We start from the raw sequence: 17,076 nt of genomic DNA, 5'->3' as shown, positions 1-17,076 counted from the left end.
CATGCAAGAGCGTGGGCAAGCCCCCGGCTAGGCTAGACTTTCGTTCCACCCAGAGGTCCGATACATGGCAGAACGCGAATTTCCCGGCTTCACATTGCGCAGCGGTGCCACCCGCGAGGGGTCCCGGTACACCGCGCTCCTGTCGGCGCATCCGGCCGACGGCAGTTATCCCAGCTACTTCGCCGTCTACGAGAATCGTAGCTTTCGTGACGAGGAAAGTGCCGCCGCCGCCGCGGAAAAGGCGCTGGGGCTGGTCCTGGGCGTGGAAGAGGATGGTGCGCCGGTGTTCGCCGAGGGCGAGACGGGTTTCGACGACGACGTGTGAGCCTTGGCTCGCCTGCGCGCTTGACAGCAGGCCGTGGCGCGGCGCGAGATACCGGAGGATGACCAGGGGCGGCGACACACGATGATCGAAGGGGACGGGCGGTACCGGCAGTTCGTCGAGGCTTCCTCCGACTGCATGAAGGAACTGGACCGCGACGGCGTCATTCGCTTCGTGGCAGGCCTGGGCTGTGCCGCGTTGGCTCCGGAGGGGGTCGACCGTCTCGTGGGCGCGCGCTGGCTGGACCTGTGGCCGCTGGAAGCGCGCGACATGGTCGCGCGCGTACTCGACCGCGCGGCGGCTGGGGAGCGGGTGGACTTCGTCGGCGCACGCCGGCCGGCCGACGGTCCGTCGCGATGGTGGGAGGTGATGGTGGCGCCGGTCGTGGCCGACGACACGCTCGACCATTTCATCGTCATCAGCCGCGACGTCACCGAGCGTGTGGAGCTGCAGGCCGCCCTGGAAGCCATCATCGAGTTGCTCCAGGACCGGCTCAACCAAACCGTGGCGCGGTCGGCCAGCGCCACCACCAAGTACGGCACCCTGCTGGAGCGCTTCGAGTCCGAACATGGCGCCCGGCGCGCCGCCGAAAGCCGGTTGGCGGGCGTGCGCGAACAACTGGACATGGCCAACTGCGCACGCGACCTCGCGGAAGCCGGCTCGCGCCAGGCGCAGAAGCAGCAGGCCATCGGCCAGCTCGTGAGCGGCGTGGCCCACGACTTCAACAACATGTTGCAGACGGTGATCGTCAGCCTTTCGGGCTTGCAGGATGATGCGGACGAGTTGTCGCCACGCCACCGCCGCATGATCACCTACGCCGTGGAAGGCGCACGGCACGCCACGGCGCTCACTCGCCGCCTGCTGGCCTTCGCGCGCAACCAGTATGCGCAGCCGGAGGCCGTCGATCTCGGCGACCTGGTGGTCGCGTTCGCCGATTTCGCCCGGCACGGCCTCGGCGGGAGAGTGGGCATCGAGGTGCTTCGCCAGCCCGGGCCCCTGCCGGTGTGGCTGGACAGGCATGGCGTGGAGCAGGCCCTGATGAACGTCTGCCTGAACGCGCGGGATGCCATGGGCGGCTTCGGCCACATCGTGATCGAAGTGGGGGAGCGTGTCGGCGACGAGCGGTTGCCGGGCCTCGCCCACGAAGCGGGCGGGCTGCGGCAGGTTTTCGTCAGCGTGTCCGATACCGGCCCCGGCATGCCCGAGGAGGTGCGTCAGCGCCTGTTCGAGCCTTACTTCACCACCAAGGAAGGCGGTTCCGGCCTCGGCCTCGCCCAGGTGTACGGGATGGTGGCGCAAGCCGGCGGCGCGATCGAGATCGAGAGCGAGACCGACGCGGGTACGCGCATCCGCCTGGTGTTTCCGCGTTATCCAGGGCCCTTTGTCCTGGACGAGTGAAACGTGCGGAAAACGTGACGGTGTTCCTCAATTTGTCCACGGACCGGCCGATACACCAAGGGACTGGGAGGAAGTGAAGTCATGTTGGTCATCATCGGTTCGATTATCGTCCTGGTCTCCGTGCTGGGCGGCTATGTTCTCTCGCACGGCGAGATGGCCGCGCTGTGGCAGCCGTACGAGTTGCTCATCATCTTCGGGGCGGCGTTCGGCGCCTTCATCAGCAGCAACTCGATGGATGTCGTCAAGGCCGCGGGCCGCGACACCGTCGCGCTGTTCAAGGGCCCGAAATACCGCAAGCAGGACTACGTGGACCTGCTTTCGCTGCTGTACGACATCTTCGTGAAGATGCGCAAGGAAGGCCAGCTCGGCATGGAGTCGCATATCGAGGACCCGTCGAACAGTTCGCTGTTCGGGGCGTACCCGCGCCTGGTCGCCGAGCACCACCTCATCGATTTCATCACCGATTGCCTGCGCCTCATCGTGGGCGGAAGCATGGATCCGCACGAGCTCGAGCAGTTGCTCGACGTCGAGCTGGAAACGCATCACCACGAGGCGCTCGTGCCGGCGCTGGCCGTGCAGAAGATGGCGGACGCCCTGCCGGGCTTCGGCATCGTCGCGGCCGTGCTCGGTATCGTCATCACCATGAAATCCATCGATGGCGATGCCGTCGTCATCGGCCAGCACATCGCGGGCGCGCTGGTCGGCACGTTCCTCGGCATCCTCTTGTCCTACGGCTTCGTCGGCCCGTTGGCGGCGGCGATGGAAGCGCGCGTCGGCACCGACGGCAAGGCCTTCGAATGCGTGAAGGTCGCCTTGCTGGCCAACCTGCGCGGTTACAACCCGATGGTGTCGGTGGAATTCGCACGCAAGTCGTTGCTGTCGGGCACGCGGCCGACGTTCCAGGACCTCGAGGCGCACCTCAAGGCCGTCCGGTAAGCCGCCATGAGCGATCTGAAGCAGATCATCGTCGTCCGCAGGCGGAAAAAAGGCGGCCATGCCCACCATGGTGGCGTGTGGAAAGTGGCCTATGCCGACTTCGTGACCGCCATGATGGCGTTCTTCCTGGTCATGTGGCTGGTGGGCGCGGGCACCAAGCAGCAGCGCGCCGCCATCTCGGAATACTTCAAGAATCCGAGCATGACCCAGGGGCAGTCCACCATGGCGCCATCGGGCAAGATAGGGCCCGGGGGCGCCAGCACGAGCATGATCAAACTCGGCGGCGCGATGGACCTGCCCAAGGGACCGGGCGACCAGCAGGCGTTCGCGAAGCCAGCCGAAGCCGACGTCGACAAACTGGCGAAGGAGCAGGAAAAGCGCCGCCTCGAACAGCTCATGAAAGACCTGAACGAAGCGATCGCGAAGAGCCAGGCGATGGCCCCCTACAAGGACCAGCTGCTGCTCGACATCACTTCGGAAGGCTTGCGCATCCAGATCGTCGACAAGAAGAACCGCCCGATGTTCGACACCGGCAGCGGCGCACTGAAGTCTTACACCGTGCAGATCCTGCACGAACTGGCCGGCTTCGTGAACCAGGTACCGAACCAGATCAGCATTTCCGGACACACCGACAGCGCACCCTATATTCGCGCGGACAGCGCGTATGGCAACTGGGAGCTTTCCGCCGATCGCGCCAACGCCGCACGGCGCACCTTGATCGAAGGCGGCATGCAGCCCGACAAGGTCGCCCGCGTGGTGGGCCTGGCCGCTTCCGTGCCATTCGACAGGACGGACCCGGCGGCGGCGATCAATCGCCGTATCAGCATCGTGGTGATGACGCGGGAAGCGGCGCGGGCGGCGCTTTCGTCGGACGTGGCCACCGAGCCGCACCTGCCCGACGTGCCCAATCTGCATTCACCCGGCTGACGGCCGGGAACGGCGATCACATACCTGTTACCGAAGTCGCTTGCAACAGTCATCTTACCCCGGCAGTATCGACGTATAGGGGAGGAAGCGCAGTGGAAAATCACAGTAAGTACAGAGTGGTGGCCAAGGCGGTGAAATACGACAACGCCGGTGAGCAGGTCTACCGCAGCAGTTACAGGATTCTCGATCACATCGGCGAGGAGATCGAAGCCAGCACCGGCACCAACGATTTCGTCGACATCACGAGCGCCTTCAACGAAGCGTTCGCCCTCGGCCACGAACGATTGCGCGAACTCGGCGTCGATACGGTCCAGTAGCCGCTAAGCCGCCGCAAGCACCTGGCGTAACTCATCGAGTTGCGCCGGGGTGCCGATATTGCGCCAGAAGCCGTCGTGCCGCTCGCCGGTCAGGTTTCCGGCTGCGATGGCACGCCGATACATCGGCAGCAACTTGAATCGCCCTGACGGTTCACCTTCCACGATCTCGCGCCGGTAGACACCGACATTGCCGAAAGTGAGACGCTGCGCACCTCCCTGGCCGTCGCCTTCGTGCAGCTTGCCATCGTCCGCCAGCGCGAAGTCGCCGAGCGGATGGAAATCGGGGTTGGGTACCATCACCAGGTGAGCCACGCCTCGCGGTTCACGCGGAAGCGCGCCGTAATCGATGTCGCTCCAGATATCCGCGCTCACCACGATGAAGGGCTCCGGGCCCAGCAACGGCAGTGCCTTGAGCATGCCTCCGCCGGTTTCCAGCGGCACGGGTCCTTCATACGAATATCGAAGCCGGACACCCCAGCGCGATCCGTCGCCCAGCGTTTCGGGAAAGCGATCCGCGAGGTGCGAGGTATTGACGACGATGTAGCGCACGTCCGCCGCGGCGAGTTTTTCGATGTGGTGCACGATCAGCGGCTTGCCGTTCACTTCGAGCAACGGCTTGGGGGTGTGTTCGGTGAGCGGGCGCATGCGTTCCCCCAGTCCGGCGGCGAGGATCAGCGCGTGCCTCATGCAGCCACCGCCACGCGCAGGTCGCGGGTGCCGACCATCGCTTCGATGAGGTCGGCCAACGGGGCGACATCGGCATGGCGGCGCGCCGTGTCGAGCACGTAACGAAGCACTCGCGGAAGGTCGTTGAGATAGCCGGGTTTTCCATCGCGATAGCAGAGCCGGCAGAACAAGCCGAGGATCTTGATGTGGCGCTGCAGGCCGGTGAGGTCGAACCAGCGACGGAAGCGGTCGGCGTCGACGGTCTCGTCGAGTAGCCGTGCGTCGAGCAGGCGCAGGCGATAGGCCTCGACCCAGCCCTCGACTCGTTCGTTGTCCCAGACGATATAGGCGTCGCGCAGCAGGGACGCGAGGTCGTAGGTGATGGGGCCGGACATCGCTCCCTGGAAATCGATGATGCCTGGGGGACGCTCGTCGGTAACGAGCAGGTTGCGGCTGTGGTAATCGCGGTGCATGAACGCGCGCGGTTGCTCGGCGATCGCGTGCATGATGGCCGTGAACGCGTTCTCGACGATGTCCCACTCGCCGCACGCCAGCGTCACGCCCAGGTGCCGTTGCAGCAGCCACGTGGGCATGATCTCCAGTTCCATGGTCTGCCACGCATGGTCGAACGAGGGCAGGCCGCGTGTGTCGACATGAGCCTGCATGCGCAGCAGGGCATCGAGCGCATCTCCATACAATGGATCCACGCTCGCGTCGTTCAGTTCGGGGAGATATGTGCGCGTGCCGAGGTCTTCGATGAGCAGGAATCCCTGCTCCAGGTCGGCCACCATCACCTTCGGTACGTGCAGGCCCGCCCGCGCGAGGCGCTCGCCGATCTCCACCCAGGGCGCGGGGTTTTCCTTCTCCGGTGGCGAATCCATCACGATCACTGGCTGGCCGTCGACATGACCGCGCCAGTAGCTGCGAAAGCTGGCGTCGGCGGAGGCAGGCTCGAGGACGAGGGTGGCGTCTCCCGTGGCATGGCGGGCCCAGGCGAGGCGGGTGACGGAACGGTCGGAGGCGGTCATGGACATTCTGCAGGGAAGATACCGCCGGTCAGCTTAGAGCCTTTGCCGCGCGCTGTCATAGCACCGCCCTGGTGCATGCCATCCGATTCTTGTGGTGCGTTGCAGCGTGTGGTTATCTAGGCCCCAGGGGTTTCTATCGGGGGCGTGTAGATGGAAAACGACGGTCGGACCGCGTCCATGACGCGACGTGATCTCCTGCGCATGATCGGTGTCGCCGGTGGCGGTGCGCTCATGTACCAGGCGATGACGAACCTGGGCTTCGCGGCCGAATCGCCGTACCGGCGCCCGCCTCCCTTGCAGGGTACGGGGCGTGGCAACGTCCTCATCCTCGGCGCAGGGCTGGCCGGCCTCGTCGCCGCCTACGAACTGCGCAAGGCCGGCTACGCGGTGCAGGTCCTCGAATACAACGCGCGGCCGGGTGGGCGTAACTGGACGCTTCGCGGTGGCGATGTCTACACCGAGCTGGGCGGGCATCGGCAAGTTTGCGGGTTCGACGAGGGGCAGTACTTCAACCCCGGGCCATGGCGGATTACCGTACCACCACCATGGGGTGCTCGACTATTGCCGCCGTTTCGGCGTGCCACTCGAACCCTTCGTGCAGGTCAATCACAACGCGTACATCCACGGGAAGAACGCCTTCGGCGGCAAGCCGCAGCGCCTGCGTGAAGTGCAGGCGGATTTCCACGGCGGCGTGGCCGAGCTGTTGGCGAAGGCGACGGGGAAGGGCAAGCTGGACGACCTGGTGAGCCGCGAGGATCGCGAGATCCTGCTCGAGGCGATGCGTGATTTCGGTGGGCTCGACCGCCAGTTCCGCTATACCGCCGGCCGCGAGAGCAGTGAACACCGTGGCTATGCGAAAGACGCCGGCGGTGGTCCGGATGGCAAGCCGGTGTTCTCCACGCCGGTCGGTCTCACCGACATGCTCAACGCCCGCTTGTGGAAGGCGCTGGGCATGAGCGAACTCTACGAATACCAGACCACGATGATGCAACCCGTGGGTGGCATGGATGCGATCGGCAAGGCCTTCGTGCGCGAGATCGGCGGCAACGTGATCCGCTACAACGCGAAGGTCACCGGGATCGCCCAGGATGATCGCGGCGTCACCGTGACCTACGAGGACACCAACGCGCCGGGTTCACCACGACAGGCGAAAGCCGACTGGTGCGTGTGCACGATTCCCTTGTCCATCCTCAGCCAGATTCCGGTCCAGGTATCCGCCGCGAAGGCGGCGGCGATTTCCGCCGTCCCGTACATGGCGTCATCGAAGATCGGCTTGCAGTTCAAGCGGCGGTTCTGGGAGGAAGACGAGGCGATCTATGGTGGTGTCACGACCACCGACCTTCCCATCGGAATGATCTCCTACCCGAGCCACGGCATCGGGACGAAGAAAGGCGTGTTGCTCGGTTCGTATACGTTCTTCACCGAAGCCTACGAGTTCACGTCGCTCGATCCCGCGGCGCGTATTCGCAAGGCCGTCGAATACGGTGCGCAAATCCATCCGCAATACAGTTCGGCTTACGAGAACGGCATGGCTGTCGCCTGGCATCGTTCTCCCTTCACCCTGGGCTGTTTCGGCTGGTGGACGGACGCGGTGCGCGAGAAGCACTACGCCGACATCTGCTCGTTCGACGGCCGTATCGTCCTCGCAGGCGAGCACGCGTCGTACCTGCCGGCCTGGCAGGAGGGCGCCATCCTTTCCTCGCTTTCCGCGATCGATGCCTTGCACCAGCGGGCGCGGGCCGGAGGTCATGCATGAAAACCGTCCTGCTCGCGATCGCGTTGTTCGCGGCGCCCAGCCTCGCGCTGGCACAGAAAACCGATGCCGACTTCATCGATGCGAAGGAAGCCCCGCACGCTACGGGGCAGCAGATATTCACGCACATCTGCCAGGGTTGCCACATGGCGGACGCGAAGGGCGCCGTCGGCGCGGGCCACTATCCGGCACTGGCGAACAACCCCAAGCTCGCGTCGGCGGCGTACCCGGTCGTGATGGTGATGAACGGCCGCGGGGCCATGCCGCCCTTCGGCCCCTTCCTGACGGACGCGCAAGTCGCCGACGTGGTCAATTACGTCCGTAGCCACTTCGGCAATGCGTATACCGACACCTTGAAACCCGACGACGTGAAACCTTTCCGTCCCCCCGCCCCTTCCACCGACGAGGACAATTGACCCATGCTCAAGCAGACCTTGATCGCATCGCTGTTGATCGCCGCCATCACGCCCGCGCTCGCGGCCGACGTCGTACGGCACAAGATCCCGAACAGCAACTTCCCGATTTCCGCCGCGGTGGAAGTGCCCGCGGGCAAGACGCTCGTCTTCCTGAGCGGCGTCGTGCCGCCGGTGGCCGATGCGAATGCCCCGAAGGACAGCCCGCAGTCCTATGGCGACACGAAGACACAGACCGTCGGCGTGCTCACCTCGATCGAGAAGCAACTGAAGGGCATGGGCTTGTCGATGGATGACGTGGTGAAGATGCAGGTCTTCCTGGTCGGCGATCCCGCCAAGGGCGGCAAGATGGATTTCGCCGGCTTCATGGCGGGCTACACACAGTTCTTCGGTACCGCCACGCAACCCAACCTTCCGTCGCGATCGGCGATGCAGGTGGCCGCACTGGCCAGCCCGAACTTCCTCGTCGAAATCGAAGTCACCGCCGTCCGCCCGTAACACCCACAACCGACACGCATACTGACGGGTGGGAAGCGGCCTGGGCCGCGATCGGTTCTTGCCGAATACCCGATCGCGGCCCAGGCCGCTTCCCACCCGCTTGACGGACAGGCTCACGACAAGTTGTAACCCCGCTCCTCATGCAGCGCGATATCCAGGCCCACCTGTTCCTGTTCTTCGTCGACACGCAGGCCCATCGTCACGGCGATGCCCTTGAAGATCGCATAGCTCAGCACGGCGCTGTAGACGACGGTGAAGGCGACGCCCTTGAACTGGATCCACAGTTGCAGACCGAGGTCCGTCACGGTACCGAAGCCGCCGAGGGCGGGAGCCGCGAACGGACCGGTGAGCAGCGCGCCGATGATGCCTGCGACGGCGTGGACGCCGAAGACATCGAGTGAGTCGTCATAACCGAACCGGCGCTTGAGGCGGGTGGCGCAGAAGAAGCAGACGACGCCCGCGACGAGGCCGAGCACCAGCGCGGCGCCGGGGCCACAGGTGCCGGCGGCGGGCGTGATGGCGACGAGCCCGGCGACGGCGCCCGAAGCGATGCCGAGCACGCTGGGACGGCGATGGGTGATCCATTCGATGGCGGTCCAGCCGATCGCCGCGGCCGCCGTCGCGATCTGCGTCACCAGCATCGCCATGCCGGCACTGCCGTTGGCGGCAACGGCGGAACCGGCGTTGAAACCGAACCAGCCGAGCCAGAGCATGCTGGCACCGACGAGCGTGTAACCGAGGTTGTGCGGCGGCATCGGCGTGGACGGGTAACCGCGGCGCTTGCCGATCACGAGGCAGCCGACGAGGCCCGCGATGCCCGCGTTGATGTGCACCACCGTGCCACCGGCGAAGTCGAGCACGCCGAGGTCGCCCAGGTAGGAACCGGGGCCGCCCCAGACCATGTGCGCGATCGGCAGGTAGACCACGGTGAACCACAGCGCGGTGAACACGAGCAGCGCGGAAAATTTCATGCGCTCGGCAATCGCGCCGACGATCAGCGCGGGCGTGATGATCGCGAAGGTCATCTGGAACATCACGAAGACCGCTTCAGGAATCGTGTTGTAGAGGCTGCCGGGTTTGAGGCCGGCCAGCATGGCGTGGCCGAAGCCGCCGACGAAGGAATGCAGATTGGTCGTCCCCGCGGTCATGCCGGTGGTGTCGAACGCGACCGAGTAGCCGTAGACCACCCACAGCACGGTAACCAGCGCGGTGATGGCGAAGCACTGCATCAGTACGGAAAGCAGGTTCTTCGCCCGCACCATGCCGCCGTAGAACAGGGCGAGGCCCGGAATCGTCATCAGCAGCACGAGCATCGTGGCGGTAAGCATCCAGGCGGTGTCGCCGGAATCGAGTTTCGCGGGAGCGGCGGCCTGGGCGAGGGCGCCACAGGGGAGGAGGGCGGCGGCTAGTGCCGGCGCGAGGGCCTTGCGGATGACATCAGAGCGCATCGGCGTCGACCTCCTGGGTGCGGATACGAATGGCTTGTTCCAGGTCGATGACGAAGATCTTGCCGTCGCCGATCTTGCCCGTGCGTGCCGCGCCGGTGATGGCCTCGATCGCCCGCTCCAGTTGCTCGTCGGTCACGGCGATCTCGATTTTCAGCTTGGGCAGGAAATCGACGACGTACTCGGCGCCGCGGTACAGCTCGGTGTGACCGTGCTGCCGACCGAAGCCCTTCACCTCGGTGACCGTCATCCCCTGGACACCGACCTCGGAGAGGGCTTCGCGGACGTCGTCCAGCGTGAACGGCTTGATGATCGCGTTGATCCACTTCATGGAGCGCGCTTCCCCTTTGGTTGGTCTGCCGGAGGGAGAGCAGGATGCGTGCCAGTCGGTGCGCGTGGCCGGACCCGTTGTGCGGCGCGGCAAGGGTTCACAGCGGTGGGGGTCAGCCATCGTGGAACGCACCATATCGGTGCGAGAAGGCGCACCATGGAGGCGCTTTGGTGGGAGCCGACCCTGTCGGCGATGGGTGCTTGCCGTGACTCGGCCCGCTGCCGCGGGGATCGCCGACAGGGTCGGCTCCCACCACGACAGGGTCGGCTCCCACCAGGCCTCAGAGCCGTGCTTTCCCCGTCCGAGGTTGATTCCGCCGGGTCACCATTGCACTGACCCGCATAAATCAGTACCATTTTGGTCCGGTATTACGACATCCCCTCCCCATGCTCCGTGTCAGCCGATTGACCGATTACGCGACCGTGGTGATGACCTGCATCGCCGCGCATCCCGCCGACGTTCTGAGCACCGCCCAGATCGCCGAAGAGGCGCGCCTGGAGTTGCCCACGGTCTCGAAGTTGTTGAAGTTGCTGGGCCACGCCGGGCTGGTGGAGTCGTTTCGCGGGGTCAACGGCGGTTACCGCCTCGCCCGTCCGGCCGAGGCGATCAGCCTCGCCGATATCGTCGAGGCGATGGAAGGTCCGATCGGCATGACCGAATGCAGCGTGGCCCAGGGCCATTGCGACCGGCAGTCCCAGTGCGGCGTCAGTGACAGCTGGCGGTCGGTCTCAGGGGCGATCGACGGCGTGCTGCGTTCCATGACCCTGGCACAGATGCTTGCCGCGCGCCCCGTGGCGACGGCGAAGGATGCGGCCCAGGCCGCACAGGCAAACGCATGAACGAGAGTGAGAACATGACACGCGACGTGGCAGCCCCGGTGCGCGACAACGCCGAAGTCGAAGCGGCCCTCAACCGCCGCTATGAAGCCGGCTTCGTCACCGACATCGAATCCAACAGCCTGCCTCCCGGCCTGAGCGAGGACATCGTCCGCCAGCTCTCCGCCATCAAGGAGGAGCCCGAGTGGATGACCGAGTGGCGCCTCGCCGCGTATCGCCACTGGCTGACCATGCCCGAGCCGGACTGGGCGAAGCTCGACATCGCACCGATCGACTACCAGGCGGTCAGTTACTACTCGGCCCCGAAGGCCGGGCCGAAATCGCTGGACGAAGTCGACCCCAAGTTGCTCGAGACCTACGAGAAACTGGGCGTGCCCCTGCACGAACGGGCCAGGCTGGCCGGCGTCGCCGTGGATGCGGTGTTCGACTCGGTCTCGGTGGGCACCACCTTCCGCAAGGAACTGGCCGAGGCCGGCGTCATCTTCTGCTCGATGTCCGAGGCGATCCGCGAGCACGGCGACCTCGTGCGCCAGTACCTCGGCAGCGTCGTGCCCACGGGCGACAACTACTTCGCGGCGTTGAACTCGGCCGTGTTCTCCGACGGCAGCTTCGTGTTCATCCCCAAGGGCGTGCGTTGCCCGATGGAATTATCCACCTACTTCCGCATCAACGCGATCAACACCGGGCAGTTCGAACGCACGCTCATCGTGGCCGAGGACGACGCCTATGTGTCGTACCTGGAAGGCTGCACCGCGCCCATGCGCGACGAGAACCAGCTGCATGCCGCGGTGGTCGAACTGGTCGCGCTGGAGCGTGCCCAGATCAAGTATTCCACCGTGCAGAACTGGTACCCGGGCGACGAGAACGGCGTCGGCGGCATCTACAACTTCGTGACCAAGCGCGGCGATTGCCGTGGCGCTGATTCGAAGATCTCCTGGACCCAGGTGGAGACCGGTTCCGCGATCACCTGGAAGTATCCCAGCTGCGTGCTGCGCGGCGACCGCTCGGTGGGCGAGTTCTATTCCGTGGCGCTCACGCACCATCGCCAGCAGGCCGATACCGGCACCAAGATGATCCACATCGGCAAGGGCACCAAGTCGAAGATCGTCGCCAAGGGCATCAGCGCCGGCCGCAGTTCGAACAGCTATCGCGGCCTGGTGAAGATCGAGAAGGGCGCCGACGGTGCGCGCAACTACACCCAGTGCGATTCCCTGCTCATCGGCAAGAAGTGCGGCGCGCATACCTTCCCGTACATGGAAGTGAAGAATCCGAACGCGATCGTCGAGCACGAGGCCACCACATCGAAGATCTCAGACGACCAGCTGTTCTACTGCCTCTCGCGCGGTATCGGTGAGGAAGACGCCGTGTCGATGATCGTCGACGGTTTCTGCAAGCAGGTGTTCCGCGAACTGCCGATGGAATTCGCCGTCGAAGCCAAGAAGCTGCTCGAGGTCTCCCTCGAAGGCGCGGTGGGCTGACGATGGGTATCGCCGGTTCCGCACCGGGTGTGACCGACCTTCGTGCGCTGCTCGCCGCGCTGGACCCCGAGATCGATCCGGTGCCCAAGCGCTTCCTTCACGTCTCGCACGAGAAGGCACGGGCGCGCCTGGCCGATGCGCTGATGATGTTCCGCGAGGCCGAAGGCACGACGCTCATCGTGGATGTCGATGGCGACGATGCGCAGGGCGACCGCCTGCTCTGGGCGCGCATCACGTTGCGCGTGCAATCCAGCCTCACCGCCGTCGGCATGATGGCCGCCGTATCCGCCGCGCTGGCCAGGCGCGGCATTCCCTGCAACCCCGTATCCGCGTTCCTGCACGACCACATCTTCGTGCCCTGGGATCGCCGCGACGACGCGCTCGACGCGCTCTCGCACCTCACGCCCTGATTGGACAGCACCGCCATGCACATGCTCAAGATCGACAACCTCCATGCCCGCGTCGAAGGCAAGGAGATCCTCAAAGGCCTTTCGCTCGAAGTGAAACCGGGCGAGGTGCACGCCATCATGGGGCCGAACGGCGCCGGTAAATCCACGCTCGGCAACGTGCTCGCGGGGCGTGATGGCTACGAGGTGACCGAAGGCTCCGTCACGTTCGACGGACGCGATCTCCTGGCGCTGGAGCCGGAAGAACGCGCCGCTGTGGGTGTCTTCCTCGCCTTCCAGTACCCGGTCGAGATTCCGGGCGTGAACAACACCTACTTCCTGCGTGCCGCGCTCAACGCGCAGCGGAAGTTCCGTGGTGAAGCCGAGCTGGATTCCATGCGCTTCCTCAAGCTCGTGCGCGAGAAGTTGAAGGTGATGCAGATCTCGGACGAACTGCTGCACCGCGCGGTGAACGAGGGGTTCTCCGGCGGCGAGAAGAAGCGTAACGAGATCTTCCAGATGGCCGTGCTCGAACCGAAGCTGGCGATCCTGGACGAGACCGACTCCGGCCTCGACATCGACGCATTGAAGCAGGTGGCCGAAGGCGTCAACGCCCTGCGTTCGCCGGACCGCTCGTTCGTGATCGTCACCCATTACCAGCGCCTGCTCGACTATATCGAGCCGGACTTCGTCCACGTGCTCGCCGGTGGCCGCATCGTCGAGAGCGGCGACAAGAACCTCGCCCTGAAACTGGAAGAGCAGGGCTACGCCTGGCTTGCCGACACGCATCCGGAACTGCGCAAGGCCGACCTCGCCGGGGCGCCGGCATGAGTAGCGCGCCGTCCCCGTTCGTGCGGGCGGCGCTGGACTCCGCCGCCACGCTTCCCTCGACCGGCATCGCGTGGCTCGACGCCGCGCGTGCCGAGAACCTCGAGGCCTTCGCCGTTACCGGGTTGCCCGAAGGACGAAACGAAGCGTGGAAGTACACGCCGCTGCGCGCGCTGTCTCAGCGCGGCTTCGCCCTCGCCGACCGTGACGCGGCTCTCTCGGCGATCGTCGACCCCGCCCTGTATGCCTTGCCGGGCGTCGATGGCGCCCCCCGTGTCGTCTTCGTCGACGGCGTATTCCGCGCCGACCTGTCGTCGCTGGCGGTAGACGGCGTCGAACTCTCACCGTTGTCCGGCGCGCTGTCCGCGAACCCGGAGCCTCTGCGATTCGCCCTGGCCAACCGTTACCGTCGCGGCGCCGCCGATGCGTTCGCCCATCTGAACGCCGCGCTGGCCGGCGACGGCCTCGTGCTTCGCATACCCGAGGGCGTGGCTCTGGCGAAGCCGCTGCACGTCGTGCATGTCTCCAGTGGCATCCAGGGCGACACTGCCTGGCACGCGCGCGTGCTGGTGGATATCGGAAAAGGCGCGAGCGCGGACCTCGTCGAACATTTCGTTTCGGCCGGCGATGCCACGCAACTGGGTACGCTGGTGTCCGATGTCGCCGTCCGCGAAGGCGGACGCCTGGGGCTCGTGGTGGTCCAGGACGCCTCGGCCGCGACGACCCTGGTTCGCCGCAGCCAGGTCCGTCTCGACGAGAGGGCCGAAGTCACCCTGCACGCCCTCGAACTGGGTGGCGCACTCGTCCGGCACGAAGTGAACGCCGAGCTGGCCGGTGATGGTTCGCGCTTCGATTCGCGCGGCGTGTTCGCCCTGTCGGCGCGCCAGCATGTGGATACGCAACTCGAGATCCGGCACAACGCGCGCGGGACAGCGTCCGACGCGCTCTGGCGCGGTATCGCCGACGGCCGCTCACGTGGTGTTTTCCGTGGCGCGATCGTGGTCGCCGAGGGTGCCGACGGCACCGATGCCTCGCTCAGCAACAAGAACCTGCTGCTGTCCGCGCAGGCCGAAATCGACACCAAGCCGGAACTCGAGATCTACGCCGACGAGGTGAAAGCCGCGCATGGCGCCACCATCGGGCAACTCGACGAGCGCTCGCTCTTCTACCTGCGCTCCCGCGGTATTCCGGTAGCCCAGGCGCGCAGCCTGCTCACCCTGGCGTTCTGTCGCGCCGTGTTCGAATCGCTGCCGAACGAGGCGCTGCGCGAGCATCTGGGCGAATTGCTGGTCGCGCACCTGCCGACCGGCCCCGCCACCGAATAAGTAGTACGGAGCCAAGCCATGAACGCCAAGCCCGAAGCAGCCCTCCTGCCGCTGGACGTCGAACGCATCCGCGCCGACTTCCCGCTGCTGTCGCGCACGGTGCACGGAAAGCCGCTGATCTATTTCGACAACGCCAACACCGGGCAGAAACCGGTATCGGTGATCGAGGCGGTCGACCGGCACTATCGCCAGCACAACGCCAATGTGGCCCGTGCGGTGCATACGCTCGGCGAAGAGGCCACGGCTTCGTACGAGGCCGCGCGCGACGCCATCGCGCGTTTCGTCAACGCGCCCTCGCGCGACGAGGTGATTCTCACCTCCGGCACGACGCAGGCGATCAATCTCGTTGCCTACAGTTACGCCTTGCCGTGCCTGAAGGCCGGGGACGCGATACTCACCACGGTGATGGAGCACCACGCCAACATCGTTCCCTGGCAACTGGTGGCCGAACGTACCGGAGCCACGGTCAAGGCCGCGCCGATCGACGCCAACGGCGACCTGATCGTCGAGAAGTACATCGAGATGCTGACGCCCGAGGTGAAACTCGCCTGCGTCGCACATGTCTCCAACGTGCTGGGCACGGTGAATCCCGTCCGCGAGATCGCGCGGGAATGCCGCAAGCGCGGCATTCCGCTACTGGTGGACGGTTCGCAGGCGGCCCCGCATCGCCGGATCGACGTCCAGGCGCTGGGCTGCGATTTCTACGCCATCACCGGTCACAAGATGCTGGCGCCCACGGGCACCGGCGCTCTCTGGGCGAAGCGCGAACACCTCATGGCGATGCCACCCTTCTTCGGTGGTGGCGAGATGATCCGTGAGGTGCGCTTCGAAGGCACGGTCTTCGCGGACCCTCCGCACCGTTTCGAAGCGGGCACACCGAACATCGCGGGCTTCGCCGGTGTTCCGGCGGCAATCGCCTACCTCGAAGGCATCGGCTTCGACCGGCTCAAGGCGTATGAGCAGGATCTGCTGGCCTACGCCACCGATGCGATCGAAAGCCTGCCTGGTGTGCGCATCTTCGGCCGCGCGAAAGAGAAGGAGCCGGTCATTTCCTTCCTGCTCGAAGGCGCCCATGCCAACGACATGGCCACCTTGCTCGATCTGCAGGGCGTGGCGGTCCGTTCGGGTCATCATTGCGCCCATCCGCTGATGCAGTTCTTCGGCGTGCCGGCCACGTTGCGGGCCTCGCTGGCCTTCTACAACACCCGGGCCGAGGTGGACGGTTTCATCGAGGCGATCGGCCGGGTGCGCAAGCTGCTGGGCTGAAACGCTAAGATCGCCGCATGACCACCGACCATGCTTTCCGAACCGCGACCCTGGCCGACGCGCCCGTCATCGCGACGCTCGTCGAATCCGCCTACCGTGGCGATGCCAGCCGTGCCGGCTGGACCACCGAAGCCGATTTCCTGCACGGGCGCCGTACCGACGTCACCGAGATCGAGGAGCTGCTCTCCAGCGAAAACGGGCGCTTCGTCCTGTTCGAGCGGGGAGGCGAGGTCGCCGCATCGTGCTACATCGAGCGGCAGGACACAGCCTGCTATTTCGGCATGTTCTCCGTCCATCCGCCCTTGCAGGGAACGGGGATCGGCCGGCGGGTGATCGAGGAAGTCGAACGCATCGCCCGCGACGAGTGGGGCTGCGACCGCGTGGAAATGACGGTCATCGATATCCGCGTCGAACTCATCGCATGGTACGAGCGTAGGGGCTATGTCCGTACCGGGCGGACGAAGCCGTTTCCCTATGGCGACGAGCGCTTCGGCCTTCCACAGCGCGACGACCTGCGTTTCGAATACCTGGTGAAGGAATGGCGCTCATGAACGGCTGGGTGAGGGTAGCCACGCGGAGCGAGTTGCTCCCGGGCGAGTATCGGGTGGTATGGGACGGCGACACCGCGATCGCCGTGTACAACATCGATGGCGACCTCTACGCCATCGAGGACGTCTGCACGCACGACGGCGGCGAACTGGCCGGAGGTCCGGTGGCCGGCTTCGAAGTGGAGTGCGTGCGGCACGGTGCCCGTTTCGACCTGCGTTCCGGCGAGGTCACCTGCCCGCCGGCCTACGAGCCGGTCTCGGTCTTCCCGGTGAAGGAAGCCGAGGACGCGATCTGGACGCGAGACGACCGCTGAGGCATCAAAAACCTATGGCGCGCAACGCTTGCCGGTCCTAAGCTTCGCAGGGCATCCGCAA

General features: G+C 65.6%; 18 protein-coding genes and 2 pseudogenes. 16 read left to right on the top strand and 4 right to left on the bottom strand.

The genetic code is table 11. The features are described from left to right. The first annotated feature begins 64 nt into the window (after nt 1-64). The 5 genes and pseudogenes from QFZ41_RS05595 (at nt 65) to QFZ41_RS05575 (ending at nt 3,900) form a co-directional block, all read left to right on the top strand. Nucleotides 65-325, top strand: coding sequence for a hypothetical protein (locus tag QFZ41_RS05595; RefSeq protein WP_429197840.1), 261 nt, complete (start codon nt 65-67; stop codon nt 323-325). 81 nt (nt 326-406) lie between these two features. Beyond that, on the top strand, nt 407-1,720 hold the full coding sequence (locus QFZ41_RS05590) for an ATP-binding protein (protein WP_429197839.1): 1,314 nt from the start codon (nt 407-409) through the stop codon (nt 1,718-1,720). An 81-nt stretch (nt 1,721-1,801) separates the two neighbouring features. Further along, nucleotides 1,802-2,656 carry a flagellar motor stator protein MotA gene (gene motA / locus QFZ41_RS05585; protein ID WP_429197838.1) on the top strand — a complete coding sequence of 285 codons (855 nt, stop codon included), beginning with the start codon at nt 1,802-1,804 and terminating at the stop codon, nt 2,654-2,656. 6 nt (nt 2,657-2,662) lie between these two features. Continuing rightward, nucleotides 2,663-3,523 (top strand): annotated as a pseudogene (gene motB / locus QFZ41_RS05580) (flagellar motor protein MotB); the annotation flags it as partial. A 152-nt stretch (nt 3,524-3,675) separates the two neighbouring features. Continuing rightward, the gene (locus QFZ41_RS05575) at nt 3,676-3,900 is read left to right on the top strand and encodes a hypothetical protein (RefSeq protein ID WP_429197837.1); all 225 of its coding nucleotides are present in this window, start codon (nt 3,676-3,678) and stop codon (nt 3,898-3,900) included. Between the two features lie 3 nt (nt 3,901-3,903). On the opposite strand, the gene murU is transcribed toward QFZ41_RS05575, so the two are convergent. Then, a complete protein-coding gene (gene murU / locus QFZ41_RS05570; RefSeq protein WP_429197836.1) occupies nt 3,904-4,587 on the bottom strand; it encodes an N-acetylmuramate alpha-1-phosphate uridylyltransferase MurU in 684 nt (227 codons plus the stop codon). Continuing rightward, nucleotides 4,584-5,594: an aminoglycoside phosphotransferase family protein gene (locus QFZ41_RS05565; protein WP_429197835.1), complete on the bottom strand. Its 1,011-nt coding sequence runs from the start codon at nt 5,592-5,594 to the stop codon at nt 4,584-4,586. The genes murU and QFZ41_RS05565 overlap by 4 nt, the downstream gene beginning before the upstream one ends. A 177-nt stretch (nt 5,595-5,771) precedes the next feature. On the opposite strand from QFZ41_RS05565, the pseudogene QFZ41_RS05560 reads away from it, so the two are divergent. The 3 genes and pseudogenes from QFZ41_RS05560 to QFZ41_RS05550 all read left to right on the top strand — a co-directional run bounded on the left by QFZ41_RS05560 (nt 5,772) and on the right by QFZ41_RS05550 (nt 8,258). After that, nucleotides 5,772-7,350, top strand: a pseudogene (locus QFZ41_RS05560) (flavin monoamine oxidase family protein). Continuing rightward, nucleotides 7,347-7,763: a c-type cytochrome gene (locus QFZ41_RS05555; RefSeq protein WP_429197834.1), complete on the top strand. Its 417-nt coding sequence runs from the start codon at nt 7,347-7,349 to the stop codon at nt 7,761-7,763. The pseudogene QFZ41_RS05560 and the gene QFZ41_RS05555 overlap by 4 nt, the downstream one beginning before the upstream one ends. A gap of 3 nt (nt 7,764-7,766) precedes the next feature. After that, entirely contained in the window at nt 7,767-8,258 is a 492-nt protein-coding gene (locus tag QFZ41_RS05550; protein WP_429197833.1) for a RidA family protein, read from the top strand. Between the two features lie 113 nt (nt 8,259-8,371). Here the strand turns inward: QFZ41_RS05550 and QFZ41_RS05545 are convergent, their stop codons facing one another. Together QFZ41_RS05545 and QFZ41_RS05540 are read right to left on the bottom strand one after the other, a co-directional pair. Further along, a complete protein-coding gene (locus QFZ41_RS05545) occupies nt 8,372-9,706 on the bottom strand; it encodes an ammonium transporter (RefSeq protein WP_429197832.1) in 1,335 nt (444 codons plus the stop codon). Further along, the gene (locus QFZ41_RS05540) at nt 9,696-10,034 is read right to left on the bottom strand and encodes a P-II family nitrogen regulator (protein WP_429197831.1); all 339 of its coding nucleotides are present in this window, start codon (nt 10,032-10,034) and stop codon (nt 9,696-9,698) included. The genes QFZ41_RS05545 and QFZ41_RS05540 overlap by 11 nt, the downstream gene beginning before the upstream one ends. A 386-nt stretch (nt 10,035-10,420) precedes the next feature. Here QFZ41_RS05540 and QFZ41_RS05535 point away from each other — a divergent pair, with 386 nt between their 5' ends. From QFZ41_RS05535 to QFZ41_RS05500, 8 genes are read left to right on the top strand one after another with little or no spacing between them, the layout of a single operon-like run. Beyond that, entirely contained in the window at nt 10,421-10,873 is a 453-nt protein-coding gene (locus QFZ41_RS05535; RefSeq protein ID WP_429197830.1) for an SUF system Fe-S cluster assembly regulator, read from the top strand. 14 nt (nt 10,874-10,887) lie between these two features. Continuing rightward, nucleotides 10,888-12,348, top strand: a complete 1,461-nt coding sequence (sufB, locus tag QFZ41_RS05530; RefSeq protein ID WP_429200189.1) for a Fe-S cluster assembly protein SufB — start codon at nt 10,888-10,890, stop codon at nt 12,346-12,348. A 2-nt stretch (nt 12,349-12,350) separates the two neighbouring features. Then, the gene (locus tag QFZ41_RS05525) at nt 12,351-12,758 is read left to right on the top strand and encodes an ACT domain-containing protein (RefSeq protein ID WP_429197829.1); all 408 of its coding nucleotides are present in this window, start codon (nt 12,351-12,353) and stop codon (nt 12,756-12,758) included. A 21-nt stretch (nt 12,759-12,779) separates the two neighbouring features. Continuing rightward, entirely contained in the window at nt 12,780-13,565 is a 786-nt protein-coding gene (gene sufC / locus QFZ41_RS05520; RefSeq protein ID WP_429200188.1) for a Fe-S cluster assembly ATPase SufC, read from the top strand. Beyond that, complete coding sequence (gene sufD / locus QFZ41_RS05515; protein WP_429197828.1) at nt 13,562-14,887, top strand: Fe-S cluster assembly protein SufD; 1,326 nt, start codon at nt 13,562-13,564, stop codon at nt 14,885-14,887. The genes sufC and sufD overlap by 4 nt, the downstream gene beginning before the upstream one ends. Nucleotides 14,888-14,905: 18 nt before the next feature. Next, nucleotides 14,906-16,153, top strand: coding sequence for an aminotransferase class V-fold PLP-dependent enzyme (locus tag QFZ41_RS05510; protein ID WP_429197827.1), 1,248 nt, complete (start codon nt 14,906-14,908; stop codon nt 16,151-16,153). Between the two features lie 17 nt (nt 16,154-16,170). Next, a complete protein-coding gene (locus QFZ41_RS05505) occupies nt 16,171-16,704 on the top strand; it encodes a GNAT family N-acetyltransferase (protein WP_429197826.1) in 534 nt (177 codons plus the stop codon). After that, on the top strand, nt 16,701-17,015 hold the full coding sequence (locus tag QFZ41_RS05500; RefSeq protein WP_429197825.1) for a non-heme iron oxygenase ferredoxin subunit: 315 nt from the start codon (nt 16,701-16,703) through the stop codon (nt 17,013-17,015). Before QFZ41_RS05505 ends, QFZ41_RS05500 begins: the two co-directional genes overlap by 4 nt. The last annotated feature ends 61 nt before the right edge of the window (nt 17,016-17,076 follow it).

Origin of the sequence: Luteibacter sp. W1I16 (assembly GCF_050434905.1) — a bacterium.
Taxonomy (GTDB): domain Bacteria; phylum Pseudomonadota; class Gammaproteobacteria; order Xanthomonadales; family Rhodanobacteraceae; genus Luteibacter.
Note: the sequence above shows the minus strand (reverse complement) of the source record. Positions and strands in the feature narration are given on the sequence as shown.